This window comes from Paenibacillus sp. J22P277 (assembly GCF_059383675.1).
Map to the genome: position 1 here is coordinate 490,341 of NZ_JBXENS010000002.1, position 16,399 is coordinate 506,739.

Here is a 16,399-nt window from a genome sequence, read left to right on the forward strand (position 1 = left end):
TCTAGCCCCCTTCGATACTTTCCGGTTTTCTCACCGGACTTATTACGTGCTTACAATTCGGATGAAATATTTCACGCCGCGGCAAGTCCGCATAATACGGATAGTCACCGGGCGCATCCGGCGTCAGTTTTACGACCTTACCTTCGTACTTCGCGCAGGCATCCGTAGCGCCGTGTCGCGAAATCACGCCATAATAAACCTCGCGGCCGATTGCCTCGTTAACGGTTGCTTCCGTGTGTGTGCGCATCATCTTCGTTCGTACCGCCATATCGACGTATCCTTCCGGCTTCCACCGTCTGCCCGCCGCGTCAATAATACCGGTATTCACGGAGTCGCCGAGCCGCGACCTCATTTGCGTGAGCATATCGCGACTAATCGTACGGCGCCCGTTAATGCCTGCGGTCATGTTCGAACGAATGGAATCCGCAGCGGCTTGGCGGACAGCTCCGCGTACTTTACGGCTGACATTTTGCGTGATCGCGAGCAAGTCGGCCTGCGTATCGGCGACCGCAGACTTAATGAGGTTCGCGTTCATCCGGTTAAATTTAACAAGGGACCGCGCTTCTTCTTCGGAAGTCGCCGCCCCTGTATCGATAAGCGTTCGTATGATGCCGTCCGTAACGGCGATCGGAATATATGCCTCGACCCACGCGGCCGCGTCGTCATCGAGCGCGCCAAGTATCCGCGCGATCTCTGCCAACGTTGCTTTCGCGTTCGCCTGGCTTACGTCCGATGGGTCCATTGCGTAAAGTTCGCGCAAGACTTCTGCGGTGGCCTGCTTATATGCTGCGACTAGTTTCGCGATGTCGTAATCGTAGTTGACCTCGGGCGCCGTGCTCATTCGTTAAACACCGTACCGTCGACGGTTCCGTTTACGCGCGTGTCATCCGCCTTCAGCGCGGTAATAATCCGCTCGGCCTGTTCGTCATTCACGCCGTCCATCCGCTTAATTGCGGACTTAACGTCTAATGTCGCAAGGTTACCGGTACGGAGAGCAAACGTTTCAGCCTCGGCTTTTTCGTCCCGCGGAATACCGTCGCGCCAGTTAATCTTCGGATAGACCGGCTCGTACGATTCGAAGCCATCTACGCCTTCATTCGCGAAGTTTTCGAGTTTCATCGCAATCCATAGTGCGTCGCGAATCGCACGGTCTACGTGATTGCGAATACGTTTCACTTTCGAGAGGATCGGCATAAAGCGCGCCTTAATCGAACCTTCGTCCGTATGCGACGTTCCCGATCCGCCCTTATCGGAAGCGAGCGTTGTTCCGAATAGCCATTGCGGCGTTTCCGCCATTTGGTACACGATACCGAGGAGGATGTCGAGCTCTTTAAACGCGCCGTCCAATTGCGATTCCCACGTCATATAGCCCGGCGTCGCATCGTCCTTACCAACCGGAATATACCGGCCAGTCGCGCTAACTCCACCGTCTTCGTCCATCGGTAATTCAGGTCCGTACGCCGTCGGGTCGCTGTGCTTCCACAGAATATAATCGATTTGTACGAGGCGGTCGTTAATCGCGGCCAATACGGATTCGATCTTCTCGATACCACCAATGCCGCGCCAATCGTCGTCAACCGTTTTGTATGGAATGTGCTGCACTAGTAGTTCGGGAATGCCTGTTTCGACAACGTCGACCTCACGTCCGGTTGCAACGCGTTCCTCAATCCGGTATAGCGAGATCGGGTAACCGAACCGCGTGTCGACGCCGTTCTCCGTCATACGATACCGTTCATACGTGATGTAGCCGGGAATATGACGTTCGACGACGAGAAACGGAATCTCAACGTAACGGTCGTCCTTTTTCGTAAGATAACGTTCAAGGCCCGGCTGCATCGGCGTGAGTACCCATTCTTCGTATGCGATATTAATCGCCTTGAACCGTTTACGAGAACCGCGCGATAACTCCGGAAACACGATCGCGGCATCGACCGCTTCGATAATCGGTTCCTTCGCGATCTCTGGCGCTTCTAAACCGGCCGCTTCCGTCTCCGTCACGTCCGCGCGCGCTGCGTAATACGTTTTGATGAACGAGTCGCCACGTATGCCAGCGCCCGTTACCGATTCGTGGATCAACGTATTCAAATCGTTTTCCTCTACGACGGAGTTAAGCCGCTGCTGCTCCGTCGTTGCGTCGGCCTCTCCGCTCTCATACGAAGGCGGCTCGCCAACCATCAAGTCCGCCGGTTTCGAAACGAGTACGTCAACGAGATTGACCGCGATAAAGAGATTACGGAGTTGTGCGGCATGCGGCGTATCTTTAAGTAACTCCGATGCGCGTTCGTATATTTCGAACTGGCGACCGTCAAAGATCGTGCGGCCACGTTTATACTTCGCGATACGTTCGATGTCTGCAAGCGGCGGGTATTGCGCGCCTTCAACAAATAACTTTGCCAATTAGCGTCCTCCTTTCGTAATGTTAGCAGTAGCGCCGTGCGTTTAATAAAGTTTGTCCGTGATTCCCCGCGTAATGAAATCGCCATACGTAACGCTTAGTCCGTCCGTTTTAACCGTTGTTGAAGCGGTTGATGCCGTTAATTTCGTAGCGTACAGATACAATTTAATTGCCGTACCTGCGTAACTCTCCGGAATGTTAAACCGCACCCTATACGTCAAATTCGACGCCGTCGCTGTAAGCGGATCGCACGATTTGAGTAGCACGTCGTTCGCGTCGCAGATTTCTACGCTACGATCCGGAGTGCCCGTAGTCCGGTACAGGAACGTTATATCCATCGGAGCGCCTAGCATTCCACGACCGACTGGTATCGTGTACGCGATCCTGCGCTGTAGCCCGTCGCCGAATACGTTCTGGGACGCCGTACTTTCGTAGAGAGATTCCTCGCGCCCGTAACGTGGTTTTCCGTTTACGAATCCGCCGAATACGAGGCCGTCCTGTGCGCCGGCTACCGTAATGTCCGCGCTGTTCCGTACGATAAGGTTCGCGGGAATTTTGTCAATCGCAATGTCCTCCGCGTTATAAGCCGTGATTTTACCGACGCTGACCCTTGCCAACGTAGCCACGTCGTTCGTTAACTCGTTGAATACCGGGTCCGTTTCGATTTGGATTACGTCATAGTTTCCGTTCTCAACGTAAAGGACGCTATCGGTACTTGCGTAATCGATGTTATTGCCCTTGAAGCTGAATCGGCACGGGTTTCCATTCGGATTAACCCCGCCATTCACCGCCATCTTCGCGATAACATATTTCGGATACAGCGGACCGGTGCCGCTATCACTTGCATAGCCACGGCAGAACGTATTATCGTCAAGATGCACGTTAACTTGGTCGTCCAAAATACGAACATGAGCGCGGTGCGATTCCGTCAGTCCGCTTGCTGGCGTTCCGTCCGACTTTAGGAGTGAGCCGCAACGGTTGAACATGTTATCTTTAATGTCGAGGTGATAATTTTGCTCTTTGATTTGAATGCCAACGCCCGAAATCCGGTCGTATACGTTGTCTTTGTTCTGTATGTTCGAGCATTTTGTAAAACTTATTGCGAAACCGCGATCGATCCACTCGAAACGGTTGTTCGCGATAAGACACAGACGCGCTTGATGCAGGTCCATAGCCGCCGCTCCGATAAAAGTACAACGCCACCAACACGTATCAATGATGCGTCCGACAAACGTTACAGGTACGACATAATTCGTGAAATCGCAATTCAGAAACGAAAAATTATGATAAACGTCTGTCGTGTTTCCTGGCGCATTAAGAACGACCATATCCTTAAAACTACACGTCTCGAATGTAAAGTTACGCGGACTATTTTTGTCGGCTATACGTGGGAATCCCGTAAACCCGATTCCCCTAAATTCGGCCCTCGCCGTATTGTCGTGCGTCGGAATCAACGCTTTCGTGCCGTCTCCCATAAGTACACTTGAGCCGTACGGGAACGAGTCCGGCGAAGTCGTACGGTATTTCTTATTCGTAGTCACGCCGATGAGATTAACGTCGTACAGATTCGTCAAGCCGCCGGGAACCGCGTACATTCCGCCCGGAATGAAGACATCGAGACTACATCTGCGGGCCGTGTCAATAGCCTGTTGAATCCCCGCTGTGCTGTCGTTTGATCCCGTCGGGTCTACGTCGTATTCGCGTATGTTGATGACGTCATAATTACCCACAATACCGAGCCTCCTGGCGGTTACAACCACGCGGGCTTGTCGAGTATGCGTTTCTTACCGGATTTAGCCGCGTCTAACGCCATTGCGAGCGCATCCGGTAAATCATCATGCGTGTTTGTACCGTATAATTCGAACTGTTCGAGCAGTAACGCATGTTTACGTGAAAACTGCAACGTACTATTCTCGATATCCGGCAACATCGCCTCGATGCGGAGTTCTTTACGTTGGCGCTGATAAACTTCCTTAACGCGGTTGTTCGACGGATAGCCGGCGGACCGGAGCGCTTCCTTCAGTTTATGAACGAAGAATTCCTGCGCCGCCTGCGCCTCGGCCGCTATTTTCGACGGCTGTAGCCGCATAACGCGCTCGACGATGACCTTAAGGAACACGTCGGGATGCACGCGCTCCCCATACGTATCGATAACGAAGAGGCCGCCGCTCTTTTTATGCTTCGCAACCGTTACGATCGCGGAATAGTCACCGCGCGTTTTTCCCATCGCAAAGTCGACGCCCATATAAACGTCATAATCTCGCGGACTAAAGTCTCGAGGCGTCCCGTCCCAATACGTAAACTTCTCCGGATTGAACACCATATTCTCTTCGTCGACCGGATTATTCATATACTCCGTGTTGAACGCCTTCGAACCGTTGTCCCATTTCCACGTAAACAACTTCCATAGCGGCTGCACGTCCGGCCACAAAACCGTCGCGCCGCGGTCCATTTCCGTCTGGTTAAGCCGGTACAATTCCGCAGCTTCGGCGGCCCGGTCCGGATTGTCGCGATCGATATAAACGAGCCGGCACGCTTCCCACAAATCCATACGTTCGGGCCACTCGATGACGGCGCGGAACAAGCGCGTTTTAAAGTCAGACCGCTGCTCCATGACGTAACGTAAAAGCGAATCGTGATGGACCATCGTCCCCATATACACAAAAGCCGTCCTCTTCCCGGCCGGATCGCCGAGTGGGACGACTACTTGCGTAAACCAATCGCGCATTTCCGAGCGCAACAGGTCCGTATTCGTATTCTTTTTGCCTTCGAGATCATCGCAGATAATAAGATCCGGCCGCACACCGTTCCAGTTACGTCCGCGCAATGCCTGGCCGGTCGATGCCGCTTCAACGCGCGCTAAAAGCCGCTGTGAACCGTTAGGCCGCGCTTCCCACGCGATGAACTCCGACGAATTATCCTTCGGGTTCTCCTGCTGCTTAACGGATAGTAGTGGTCCGAAGTCCGCGCGGAGCTTAGCGTTCGATTTGAGCTGCAACGATAGCCACTCCATATTGCCCGTCGATACTTGCGGCGTCTCCGATATGATGATGACGTATTTACGTTTACGGAAGACGAGTTCATGTAGCGGAAACGCCTTCGATAAGAACGATGATTTGGCGTGAGAACGCGGCGCCGCGACCGCAACCTTGGCGTTGGTCTCCCGCGTCGATACGTCGTCCATAATGCCGCAGATTTCACGGTGAAAAGGAGGAGCCTCGGCTAGTTCAACCGGTATCCAGTTGCCGTCGTTGTCCGGATTGTACGTTTCGCCGAAATACTCGTACGCGAAGTACAGAAGGTCCGTCTCGGCGCGTTGAATACGTTCCAGGCGTTCCTGTTCCGCGGCCGCTGCGAAGAGCTCACGTTGTACATCGTCGGGATAGGCGTCAATATCGTCGGGATCGACCGCGCTCGTAACGCTATTCAACCGCTCAATCTGCGCTGTACGTTCCTTGCGTCCGATCCACTTATCGGTCATCCACGCGATATAAAGGCCCTCCCTTCGTTTTGCGTGCGAAATAGCCGTTTGATGGCGTAGAGGGTACGAATACACCTCCGCGCGATTCAAACGGCTAAAATGACGTGGCGAGCACGTCGAAATCGTTAAGTTCAAACGTTATTTTTGATACGCGGATTTTTCCGGCACCTAACGCAACCATACGGACACCCCGCTTGGGGATAACGCGAAACACGGTCGATCACGTTTGACTACCGCACAAAACTCGTGTTTTGACGTAAAGTTCAATACCTTTACACCACGCACAAACCGCGCCACTACGCCATTCTTTCGCGCAGCTATTACGTCATGCCGCCGCCATTTGCACTATTACGCATATAACAGCGCCTGTGTCCGAAAAGTTTCGGAGGGGCACGCGCCAGGGCCGCCGTGCTGGTTATTTCACGTAAAGGACACGGTCGGATACGCCGTTATAAACGTATCCCTTCCATTAATGGCCGCTCTAATGAACGGTAGTGTCCGCAATACCCTCGTTATCACGTTTCCTAAACGCACTAATACGTTCACGCAACGTGTCTACGTCCACAGCCGTATCGCCCTTCGTTTCTACTTCGACCTTATCCGTAAGCATGCCGTTAACCTGCAGCGCCAACTTCGCCATCGCAGCGTTACCGTCACGTATAGCGATATCCGCCAATGATTCGACCAACTCCGGTAACCGATCGCTATTCTCACGGATAATCGCTCGCTTAAGCTCCGTATCGAACGTGCTGTCCTTACGCCATTTCTTCAACGTATTGAGATGGACGCCGCAGATTGCCGCCACCTCTTCGTATGTTTTACCGCCTCTGCGCGGTTTAGATAACCATTCGATAGCTATCGTCTGCTCAGCGTTTAATGACTTCGCCATGTTAACGTACACCTCCGTTCTATTACGGTTGCTCAACGTTGAATGTAGACATTCACAGATGAGCTTAAGAGCCTAGCGCGTCGCTACGCTCCTTGCACCTCCGCGCGGCTACGCCTTGCGTCTGTGACGTCTATAACCTCAACGTTAAATGTATTTATTGATTCATGAGGACGGGCGATCTTCCCGGCCGAATGACGGCGTAGCCGGCTCTAAACCGTACGCCGCGTACCTTAACGTTATATAACCAAGCCGCTAATATTAACGTCTTCACAGCGTAATAACCGCACTGCTCAAACCGTCCGGCAGCGTGTTCTCGAATTCGTAATTGAAATCGTCAGCTCTTTCGTACGTTCTAAACGTTTGGTAACGTTCTTTACCTTCCGCCAGCAATACGAAATTCTCTCCGTTTGCGTCCGTAATTTGAATACCGTATTTGTTCGACATGTACCCGTTCCCCTTTCGTATTGGACAAGACTAAGAAATAATTTAAAAACGCGATCCCCAAAAACAGCCATTTATCGTATGTTATCGCGTAAATGCTCCGTATATCTCCCTAATGCTCGCGTAAAGAAAACGCCCGATAGATCGGCCATATCGTAAAGAAAACGCCCGATAGTTTTAACCTATCACGTTAACGTTTACGATAGTTATTCTTTATAGCGAACATTTCACGTAGCGATGCGTCCGGTACGCCGAGTCTCCGGTAGAATACGAACGGGTTGATCTTGTAATAGCGCGAGTTTCCGTAGGGCAGCTCGTGGAATACGTACTGGTCCTCGAATTTCAGATCGCGCATCTTCCGGTACACGCTCCTTACGTCAATTCCGACCAAGGCTGCGATGTCCTCTTTCGTAAGGGGAATCGTATTTTCTACGTCCCGTTCGTACGGATTCGCGCAAATTGTATTCGTTTCGAGGTGAATGAACGGAAGCAGCTTATACACAAAGCCGAGATCCTTCGCGCTCACCTCGGAATACAAACGCTTTACCTTCGCAACGAAAGAACGGACAATATGCGTATTCTCCGTGCGCCCCTGGAAATGGTAGCGTGGATTCATACGATATTGTCCGTTTATTTCGTGCATAACGTTGTGTTCGAGCATGGCCGCCATGAATTCGTTAACCGTCGGCTTACTCACGCCGAGCGTGCGCATGATATCGTTTTTGCTCATAGCTTTACGGTTCGGATTCGAAAGGATTGCGTCGTAGTTGACGAAGCACTGCAGGTAAAGTAAATAGCCGCAATGCTTATCGGAAACGCGCTCAATGACTTCGTCGATATTGTCCATATTCGTTATCGTAAATTCCGACTCGCGGCCGGATTCTTTTGCTTTTTCGCGGTCACTGTACGCCTCTGCCTGCGCAATATTAACGACCTTGTGCGTATCTGCACGCCCATAAACCAACGCTTCGCCCGTAGCCGGATCGTAGGCCGTTCCTGTGCCGGTAAATGCGATGTGCTCTGCGGTACTATTCACGCTTAGCCACCGCCTCTTTAGCGGCTTCTAGTTCACGTAGCGCCTGCGTAGCCTTCTTAGCTTCGCGCTGTATCGCCTTAAGACCCGTTAGAGCCTCCGATACGTCTACGTTCACCGTTACGTTCAATCCGCTAGTATTAGCCATTTACAACGTCCCCTTTCGTATTTAGACGACAAAAAGCCCGCACGAATTAATTCGCGGGGCCTCAGTACGTATAGGTAACTAAACGGGTAAAAGTAAAGTAGTTAATGGTTAAGCACTCTCTTAAAACGATCTCTAATCTGTTCCAAGCGGCTCTTGACGACTTTCGGTGCAGGATTCGCGTCTAAGAACGTAGTGAGGTCGTTAACGTGGACCGCTGCCGAGCCGAGACCAGTACCGCCGCCCTCCATGACGCCTACGATCTCGTTATCGCTGTTAAACACGGGGCCGCCACTGTACCCAGGCATCGAGTCAGCGGACATCACCATACGTTCGCCGCTATAGTTCGAGCCGATGCGCACAAAGGCGGATGCCTGCGAGATCATCGTGTCCCATTGCTGGAAGGCGTCTTTAATATCGGAGCCAATGAAGCTGACGCTTTGACCGCTAATTGCGTCCGATGCTAAATCAAAGTGCGGATGATCCGTTTCCGGCGTGGACAGTATAGCCAGGTCAAGCTCCGTGTCTGTCGCGACGAGATCGGCCGTATATGTGTGTCCCGCGCCGTCGTTCACAAGGAACTGTGTAGCGCCGTGGAGTACGTGGTCATTCGTGATGATACGGCCGCCTTCGATGAAGAAGCCGCTTCCCATCTGTACGACGTCAATTCGCAGCGGTAGCGGCCAGATGCGTACCGTTTTGTCTTTATTGGTGTCATCGGCATCAGCTGCTGCGGCAACGGAGGGAACTATTAATGTAAGTAGTGCCAGTAGAGCTAAGGCAATAACTTTTTTCATTTTTCATCGTCTCCTTTTGTTGACTCGTTTATCGTGTCATCTTCGTGAAATAAACATAGCACGACTCTTTTAACGTGTCAACAACTATTTGACGCTTTTACCGTGTCGCCGTATAATCGTTAGTATCGGAGGTGATTACATTGCCTGTACGTTCCAATTTACGCAAACTGGCGGACGATCGCAGTCTATCTATACGAAAAATCGCGCAAGATATCGGTTACCGTTTCGAAAGTGTACGCTCACTGTACAATGACGAAACAGAACGATATCCGCGCGATCTATTGGCGGCCTTATGCGATTATTTCGATATAACAATGGAGGAACTTCTAATATACGAGGCTTAAACGTTGTTATTTCCTGAGCGGTCCCATCACACGCGCGAAATACTCCCCGAATTTAACGGATAGCTGCGTCTTCGCGACGTCACGCGTCATTCCGAAGGTGTCTTCATACCCACGGCAAACGTACCGGTAGGACAGGATGAAGTTTTCATCGCTCATTCCCTGCTCCCACCATTTGATTTTCGCAAACCTGAACTGCTTCTTGATCGCTATGATATCGGCGTTGATCAAGTCAATGAGACGGTCCGTCGCCATCAGGAATAGCGGCTTGAGTGTGTTAAATGAGCCCTCCAACTGCTTAGAGTTAAGTTCGATCATCTCAAGCATCATCAGCAAAATGATGTTATCCCGCAGCATCTCGCGCTCCTCGGTCGTCATCATCGCCTTTATTCTATCCGGCTGCATGCCGATTCACCAACTCAAACGCCAGTATGTTTTCGACCGCAAACACGCGCGGCCCTTTTGACGTTAAGCAATGCGCACGCACAAGTCCGCCGTCCACCGTTTTAACCTCGATATTCCTTTGCGTAATCTTGCCGTGCTTATCGACGTAAACTATCCGTAATGTGCGTCCAATGTACTTTTCGAGTCTCAACGTGATTACCTCCGATGCGAACGTATGGTCTTATTATAACCCGAACACCTGTTCGTTATGCAAGAGGTAATTTATCCATAAAAATAGGGCCACTCCCTCGATCGAGAGCCGCCCTTATAGCTAACGTCGTCTATTCGTTACTCGCTTCGTTTTTAGGCGCGATAACGGCGAGAATTGCGAGTGGCTGTCACGTATCGCATCTTCGCTGACCTTAACGTATCCTTGCGTTGTTTTTATATCCGAATGCGCCACAATCCGCTGCAGCGTAAAGAGGTCGCCGCCGTTGAGCAGGTAATTCGTAATGAAATAGTCGCGGAATCGGTGCGGAGTTATCTGGATTGCTTTCGTATCGATGCCGGCCGCCTCGGCGTATTTTTTCAGTTGCTTGCGGATATGGTCCGGCTTAAGCGGCTCTCCGTAGTTGGCGATAAATACGTAGTCCGTATCGAAGTGCGACCGGTTGTCCTCGATCAGACGGATGACGTTGCGTAGTACGCCCGGCGATACCGGTACGATCCGCGGCTTACGGTTCTTATTCATATACGCGGGCAGCCGCATGCAGCGCGCGGAGAAATCGAAGTGTTCCCCCATTAGCTGCGTCGCTTCGTTTATACGTAAGCCGGTGTCCGCCAAAAGTTCCATAAGTACGCGGTCACGGAAGCCGGCGAATGTTGACGTATCTGGCGCCGCTAATAAGGCCGTCAAATGCTCGTCCGTAAATATCGACTTTTCTTCTACGTCTCCCCGCGGTGGCTTGATCTTCTCGGCCGGGTCACCGTCTATTACGCCCTCTTCGGACCAAAACTTGCACATCGTTTGAAGCGCACGAAGCCGCGACGCCACGGTTACCGGCGATAATTTCTGGCTCGTCTTCACGCGGTACTTATCGTCCTCATACCTTTTCCGATCGTGCGACATATAATCGACGTACGCGCGCAGAACCGGCCCTGTGAGCCCCTTTATATCCTGGACGTTCCCACCGTACTCCTCCGCCAACCAAACGCGAAAATAGCGCCAATAGCTGCGGTAATCAGCTAGCGTTCTATCACGTACCCTTTCCGCCCGTTTAGCGCTGTAAAACATGTCGAATGCGTGGTCCAAACTTAGGCCGGCCGTTTCAATTCGCTGCCGTACGGTTGCCCGACCGCTTATTACCGATTTACCTATACGTGGATCTTTAGACACAAAAAAACCTCCCGCAGTATATCGCAGGAGGCTCCGGTTTTTGGACCTACGCATGTCCGTAAATGAATCGGGATTGCGTAGCCCTTCCGTATGTCCGACCGTTACATTCAACGTTGAGAAAACGTAGCAATGACGGGTTAATTCCGTTAATGGTGCTGGTGAAGGGAATTGAACCCCCGGCCTACGCATTACGAGTGCGTTGCTCTACCCCTGAGCTACACCAGCTTGTCTATCCTCGTGTCGCCGAGGCGACTTTTATAATATACTGCATTGTCCGCGCGGAGTCAATCCTTTTGTCGAAAAAACCCGTAAAAACGTTCAGCGCTTCCGCCGATACGACAAAGAGTCGCCTTCCGCGCTCTGCGCGGCATCGCCGGCCGCCTGAGCCGTCACCGGAACGCGAAGGGTAAACTTGCTTCCTTCGCCCTTGCGGCTCTCGAGCGAGAGCGTTCCGCCGAGCAGGCGGGCCAGCTGCAGGCTGATGGACAATCCCAGCCCCGTGCCGCCGTATCTGCGGCTGATCGAGCCGTCTTCCTGTCGGAAAGCCTCGAAGATGAGCTGCTGCTTCTCCGGCTCGATGCCGATCCCCGTGTCCACGATCGAGAAGGACACCCGCAGCGGCGCCACCATTCGTACGGCCGGGCGAGCCCATGAGACGGGGTTCCAGTTATGCAGCCTGCGCTTCTTCAGCGCGGACGGCTCGATCGGCACGCCGCCCTCCGCCTTGACGATCAGGCGCACGCTGCCCGACTCCGTGAACTTGAAGGCGTTGGCAAGCAGATTGCGCAGGATCTGATTGATGCGGAGCGCGTCCGTATGGATCGCCTCCGGCACCTGCGGGAAGATTTCCGTCTCGAACGCCACGTTCTTCTGCGCCGCCACCGGCAGGAATTGCTGATAGAGCGTCTGCACGAGCTCTTCGACGGAATGCGGCTCGATGCTGATATCCATTTTGCCGGCTTCCACCTTGGACAGGTCGAGAATGTCGTTGATCAGCTGCAGCAGATCATTGCCCGCGCCGTTGATGAGCTCCGCGTACTGCACTTCTTCGGTGACCGCGCCCCGCTCCTCCTCGCTCTCCTTCATCAGCTGCGAGAGCATGATGATGCTGTTGAGCGGCGTTTTCAGCTCATGCGACATGTTCGCGAGAAACTCCGATTTGTATTTGTTCGCCAGCATCAGCTCGCGCGCCTTCTCTTCGACTTCGCGCTTGGCCAGCCGAAGCTCGCGGGTCTGCCGCCGCAGCAGCATGTTCATCTTGCGAAGCTCGTCCACCCGCTGCTGCTCCTTCTGGAAGTCGCGGATGATGAAGATCAACAGCCCGCCGAGCAGCAGCCGCAGCGGAAAGGAATAGATGCCGAAGCTCATCCAAAATTCCCGGACGCTCATGGACGGCGCCAGCGCCACGACCGCGGTGGCGTTCAGCGAGAACACCACATTCAGGGACGCCAGGGCGATCAGGCTCTTCGTCAGGAACCGCCACGGCTTCGTGCGCAGCCAAGCGCTGAGCCACATGCCCAGCAGCCCGAGCACGGTCATGTTCGCGCAGGCGCCGATCGCCGTCTCGTCCAAACCCATGAACAGCCGCCCGAGCCCGATGCCGAAGCCGATCAGCGCGATCGCCCGCGGATTCGGAAACACCAAGACCGCGATTATGACCGGCAGGAAGCGCAGATCGAGCACGAGCAGGCCGTCCGCGCGCAGGCCGAACGCCATCGCGAGCCATCCGCCAAGGATGAAGACCGCGATGGTAATGCCGTATTTTACGCGCTCCGACGCATATTGAAACAGGTAGCGGTACCCCAGATCGAACATGTACGCCAGCGCGATCAACAAGCTGATATTAGCGAATAACGCTTTCGCGAATGCAAAGGTCAACTCTTAATCCTCCCGCCCATCATCTCCCGGTTATTACCCGCTCCGGCGCGATTTGAAGCACTGGCGGATAATTCCTCCGGCATCGGGCGCATAATACCACTACGCCGCGGTTCGGTCCTTGCGGAATGCCGCATTCCGCCCTTCGCAGAATGCTGCATGCGAAGCTTTGGCTTTGAACGCAAGCCATTCCGCCCTTAGCAGAATGCTGCATGCGAAGCTTTGGCTTCGAACGCAAGCCAATCTGCCTTGGCAGAATGCTGCATGCGAAGCTTTGTCTTTGAACGCAAGCCAATCTGCCTTTTCTAACTTGTTAGAAAAGGGTAAGCAAACCAAACAACCGGCTCATGTTCATTTTATAAGGGACTAAAATTCGCCCTGTACAATGGCAGTATTAAAGAAACGGAGGTGCACAACACATGACCAAAGTCATAACCTTCAAAAACCGTTCGGTCCCGGTACATTACCCATCCGAGCAGCTTTCGTACATGGAGCTGCTGCAAAATAAATTGCAGGAAATGGAATACAACTTTGATTTCCGCAAGAAATGGAAGCGAATCAAGTCCGTCGAAATGATCCGCGACGTGGCGATCCTCCAATACAGCGATGGTACCAAGCTTTACCTGGAAGTGTGCTGAGCAAACCCGAAGCGATGAAAGACCGTCCTATTTCGTTCAAAAAGGCAGCCCCTCTCGCATATCGGACCCGGCCCGTCGGCCGCGGCCCGCATGCGCGCGGACTGCCTTTCTTTCTTTCTTTCTTTCTTTTCGTTCGCGCTATTCCGGCGCCGCTCGGTTCAACGCTGCAGGACCGCGACCTGCTCGTCGCGAGGCGCGCGGAACTCACGGCAGGCATGCTTCAGCAAATGCGCGCCGACCGCTTCTTCTTCGAGCGGCCCCGCCAAGAGATAACCTTGATAGAAGTTGCAGCCCCATTCCCGCAGCAGCCGGAATTGATCTTCGGTCTCCACGCCCTCGGCCACGACCTCGAACCCCAGTTGATGCACGAGCGAGATCATCGTGCGCACGATGACGTGCTCCGCGCTCTGTTCGCCGATGTGGCGGATGAACGAGCGGTCCAGCTTGAGCGTATGGAGGGGAAGCTTGCGCAGATACGTGAGCGAGGCGTAGCCGACGCCGAAATCGTCCAGCGCGATCCGGATGCCCATGCCGCGGAGCCGGTACAGCACCGTATTCACGCTGTCGTCGGCGTCGATCATCATGCTTTCCGTGATTTCCAGCTCGAGGCACTCCGGTCTGGTGCCCGTCTGATCAAGGATATGCTGCAGCGCCTCCACGAACCCCGGCGCGCGGAGCTGCAGCGGCGACAGGTTGACGGACATGACGAGCTGGCGAAGACCCTTCCCTTCCGCCCGGTTCAGCATCCGGCAGGCCTCGCCGAGCACCCATTCGCCGATCTCGACGATCTGGCCGCTTTGCTCCGCAAGCGGGACGAACTCCGCCGGGGAGATGTCCCCTAGCTTGGAGTGGCGCCAACGGAGCAGCGCTTCGAAGCCCCTGAGCGCTCCCGAAGACTCGTAGAGCGGCTGGTACCGCAGCGAAAGCGCGTTCGCGGACAACGCATGCCTCAGCGCGCTGCGCAGCTCCTCGGTCCTGTTGACCTGCGCCATGCCGTCCTCCGCGTACGACGCGATCCGGTTGCCTCCGGCCGCCTTCGCCTGCCGGAGCGCCGTATCGGCGTGCCGCACGATCAGCTCGGCCGTATCGCCGTCGCAGGGATACCGGCTGACGCCGATGCTGCAGAACGGATACAGCGATTGACCGCGCACGACCAGCACATCCTCGACCGCGTGCTTCAGCTCCTGGATCAGCGCGTCCGCTTCCCGCATCTCCGTCTCCGGGCCCACGAGCCGGAACAGCAGGAACGTGTTGCCGCCGAGCCGATGGGCGTGACTGGACCACGGCTCCAGCTTGCCGAGCCTGCGCGCGATCTGGCGCAGCGTCTCGTCGCCGAACGCCGTCCCCCGCGTCTCGTTGATGATATAGAAGCGGTCTACGTCGACGAGCGCCGCCAGTACGTTCTTCCCGGTCCGTCTCGCCAACATGGCGGCCCTCGCCAGCATCGCGAACGCCGCTTTCCGCCCCGGCAGCCCCGTCAACGCGTCCACGACTTCCGCAAGAGGTACCGTTCCCATTCGCGGGAAGTTGTCCGCTGCATCGCACTCCGTCTCTTTCATTACTGTTTTCCACACCGCCTTTAGTCCTATGGATTCCGAGCTGTACAATAGGCAAATTTTCACACAAAACTATTAGAAAAGAAGCAGAGATGTATGAGCGCCATGTTAGATTTTCCAATTTTTGCAGTCGGCGCGGAGGTGCATGCCGGCGGAAAACAAAAAAAAAGCCCCTTGCCGCAAAGTCGGACTTGCGGCAAGGAACTGTTAGGAAAGTATTAGTGAGGGGCTTCCACCTCGGTGACGTATTTGTAGCCGACGCCCCATACCGTGCGGATATAGTGCGGTTCTTTCGGGTTCTTCTCCACCTTTCGGCGGAGATTGACGATATGCACGTCGATGGCGCGATCCGTGACGAACGAATCGAAGCCTCTGATGGCGTTGATCAGATCCTCGCGGCTGAACACTTTGCCGGGGTGGGTGAGGAATAGCTTCATGATCTCGAATTCGGAGAACGTCGTCTCGACGAAGGTGCCGCGGACGAGCAGCAGCCTGCGCTCGGAATCCAGCTTGATCTCTTTCTCCGATGCCTGCCCGGCTTCCTCCGGGCGACCGGCCGCGTTCGGCTGCATCAGACGCGCTCTTCGGATGAGCGCTTCGACGCGGGCGCTCAGCTCGTGCATGCTGAACGGCTTGCACAAATAATCGTCGGCGCCGGCGCGCAGCGCCTGCACGCGTTCGGATACGTCGGATTTCATGGAAACGATCATGATCGGCACGGTGGAATGCTGGCGCATCCGAATGCAAAGTTCGGTTCCGTCCCAATCCGGGAGCATGAGATCCAGCAATACGACATCCGGCACGAACTGCTCGAGAAGTTTCAGTCCCTGCTCGCCATTCTCTGCCTGTTTGATCTCATAGCCCTCGCCAGACATGTACATGGACAGCATATCGCTCATCATAACATCATCTTCGATAACCAAGAGCTTATACATGATACTTCACCTCGTGAAGGGATTCGTCGATTTCGACACCAACCGCGGAGCCGTACAATCAGGCGCGCTTTCTTACTATTAATATACAATAGG

15 protein-coding genes and 1 tRNA gene are annotated in these 16,399 nt (G+C 54.0%); 2 read left to right on the top strand and 14 right to left on the bottom strand.

What is annotated here, in order from left to right:
- Window position 1 precedes the first annotated feature (1 nt).
- The 8 genes from AC50YL_RS06955 to AC50YL_RS06990 all read right to left on the bottom strand — a co-directional run bounded on the left by AC50YL_RS06955 (window position 2) and on the right by AC50YL_RS06990 (window position 9,181).
- A complete protein-coding gene (locus AC50YL_RS06955; protein WP_494830477.1) occupies window positions 2-841 on the bottom strand; it encodes a phage minor capsid protein in 840 nt (279 codons plus the stop codon).
- A complete protein-coding gene (locus tag AC50YL_RS06960) occupies window positions 838-2,397 on the bottom strand; it encodes a phage portal protein (protein ID WP_494830478.1) in 1,560 nt (519 codons plus the stop codon). The genes AC50YL_RS06955 and AC50YL_RS06960 overlap by 4 nt, the downstream gene beginning before the upstream one ends.
- Before the next feature lie 42 nt (window positions 2,398-2,439).
- Window positions 2,440-4,125: a glycosyl hydrolase family 28-related protein gene (locus AC50YL_RS06965; protein WP_494830480.1), complete on the bottom strand. Its 1,686-nt coding sequence runs from the start codon at window positions 4,123-4,125 to the stop codon at window positions 2,440-2,442.
- A gap of 20 nt (window positions 4,126-4,145) precedes the next feature.
- The gene (gene terL, locus AC50YL_RS06970; RefSeq protein WP_494830481.1) at window positions 4,146-5,825 is read right to left on the bottom strand and encodes a phage terminase large subunit; all 1,680 of its coding nucleotides are present in this window, start codon (window positions 5,823-5,825) and stop codon (window positions 4,146-4,148) included.
- A 532-nt stretch (window positions 5,826-6,357) separates the two neighbouring features.
- Window positions 6,358-6,765, bottom strand: a complete 408-nt coding sequence (locus AC50YL_RS06975; protein ID WP_494830482.1) for a phBC6A51 family helix-turn-helix protein — start codon at window positions 6,763-6,765, stop codon at window positions 6,358-6,360.
- Window positions 6,766-7,032: 267 nt separating this feature from the next.
- A complete protein-coding gene (locus tag AC50YL_RS06980; RefSeq protein ID WP_494830483.1) occupies window positions 7,033-7,209 on the bottom strand; it encodes a hypothetical protein in 177 nt (58 codons plus the stop codon).
- Between the two features lie 187 nt (window positions 7,210-7,396).
- On the bottom strand, window positions 7,397-8,242 hold the full coding sequence (locus tag AC50YL_RS06985; RefSeq protein ID WP_494830484.1) for a helix-turn-helix domain-containing protein: 846 nt from the start codon (window positions 8,240-8,242) through the stop codon (window positions 7,397-7,399).
- A gap of 246 nt (window positions 8,243-8,488) precedes the next feature.
- Complete coding sequence (locus tag AC50YL_RS06990; protein WP_494830485.1) at window positions 8,489-9,181, bottom strand: S1 family peptidase; 693 nt, start codon at window positions 9,179-9,181, stop codon at window positions 8,489-8,491.
- A 140-nt stretch (window positions 9,182-9,321) separates the two neighbouring features.
- On the opposite strand from AC50YL_RS06990, the gene AC50YL_RS06995 reads away from it, so the two are divergent.
- Window positions 9,322-9,525, top strand: a complete 204-nt coding sequence (locus AC50YL_RS06995; RefSeq protein WP_494830487.1) for a helix-turn-helix domain-containing protein — start codon at window positions 9,322-9,324, stop codon at window positions 9,523-9,525.
- Between the two features lie 6 nt (window positions 9,526-9,531).
- On the opposite strand, the gene AC50YL_RS07000 is transcribed toward AC50YL_RS06995, so the two are convergent.
- The 4 genes from AC50YL_RS07000 to AC50YL_RS07015 all read right to left on the bottom strand — a co-directional run bounded on the left by AC50YL_RS07000 (window position 9,532) and on the right by AC50YL_RS07015 (window position 13,180).
- Window positions 9,532-9,927 carry a YhjD family protein gene (locus AC50YL_RS07000; protein ID WP_494830488.1) on the bottom strand — a complete coding sequence of 132 codons (396 nt, stop codon included), beginning with the start codon at window positions 9,925-9,927 and terminating at the stop codon, window positions 9,532-9,534.
- 310 nt (window positions 9,928-10,237) lie between these two features.
- Entirely contained in the window at window positions 10,238-11,302 is a 1,065-nt protein-coding gene (locus AC50YL_RS07005; RefSeq protein ID WP_494830489.1) for a tyrosine-type recombinase/integrase, read from the bottom strand.
- Between the two features lie 150 nt (window positions 11,303-11,452).
- Window positions 11,453-11,527, bottom strand: a tRNA-Thr gene (locus AC50YL_RS07010).
- Between the two features lie 93 nt (window positions 11,528-11,620).
- Window positions 11,621-13,180, bottom strand: coding sequence for a sensor histidine kinase (locus tag AC50YL_RS07015; RefSeq protein ID WP_494830490.1), 1,560 nt, complete (start codon window positions 13,178-13,180; stop codon window positions 11,621-11,623).
- 416 nt (window positions 13,181-13,596) lie between these two features.
- Here AC50YL_RS07015 and AC50YL_RS07020 point away from each other — a divergent pair, with 416 nt between their 5' ends.
- A complete protein-coding gene (locus AC50YL_RS07020) occupies window positions 13,597-13,815 on the top strand; it encodes a hypothetical protein (RefSeq protein WP_161703863.1) in 219 nt (72 codons plus the stop codon).
- Between the two features lie 158 nt (window positions 13,816-13,973).
- Here AC50YL_RS07020 and AC50YL_RS07025 read toward each other — a convergent pair whose 3' ends face one another.
- Window positions 13,974-15,389 carry a putative bifunctional diguanylate cyclase/phosphodiesterase gene (locus AC50YL_RS07025; RefSeq protein ID WP_494830492.1) on the bottom strand — a complete coding sequence of 472 codons (1,416 nt, stop codon included), beginning with the start codon at window positions 15,387-15,389 and terminating at the stop codon, window positions 13,974-13,976.
- Window positions 15,390-15,589: 200 nt separating this feature from the next.
- A complete protein-coding gene (locus tag AC50YL_RS07030; RefSeq protein WP_494830493.1) occupies window positions 15,590-16,306 on the bottom strand; it encodes a response regulator transcription factor in 717 nt (238 codons plus the stop codon).
- Window positions 16,307-16,399: the final 93 nt, after the last annotated feature.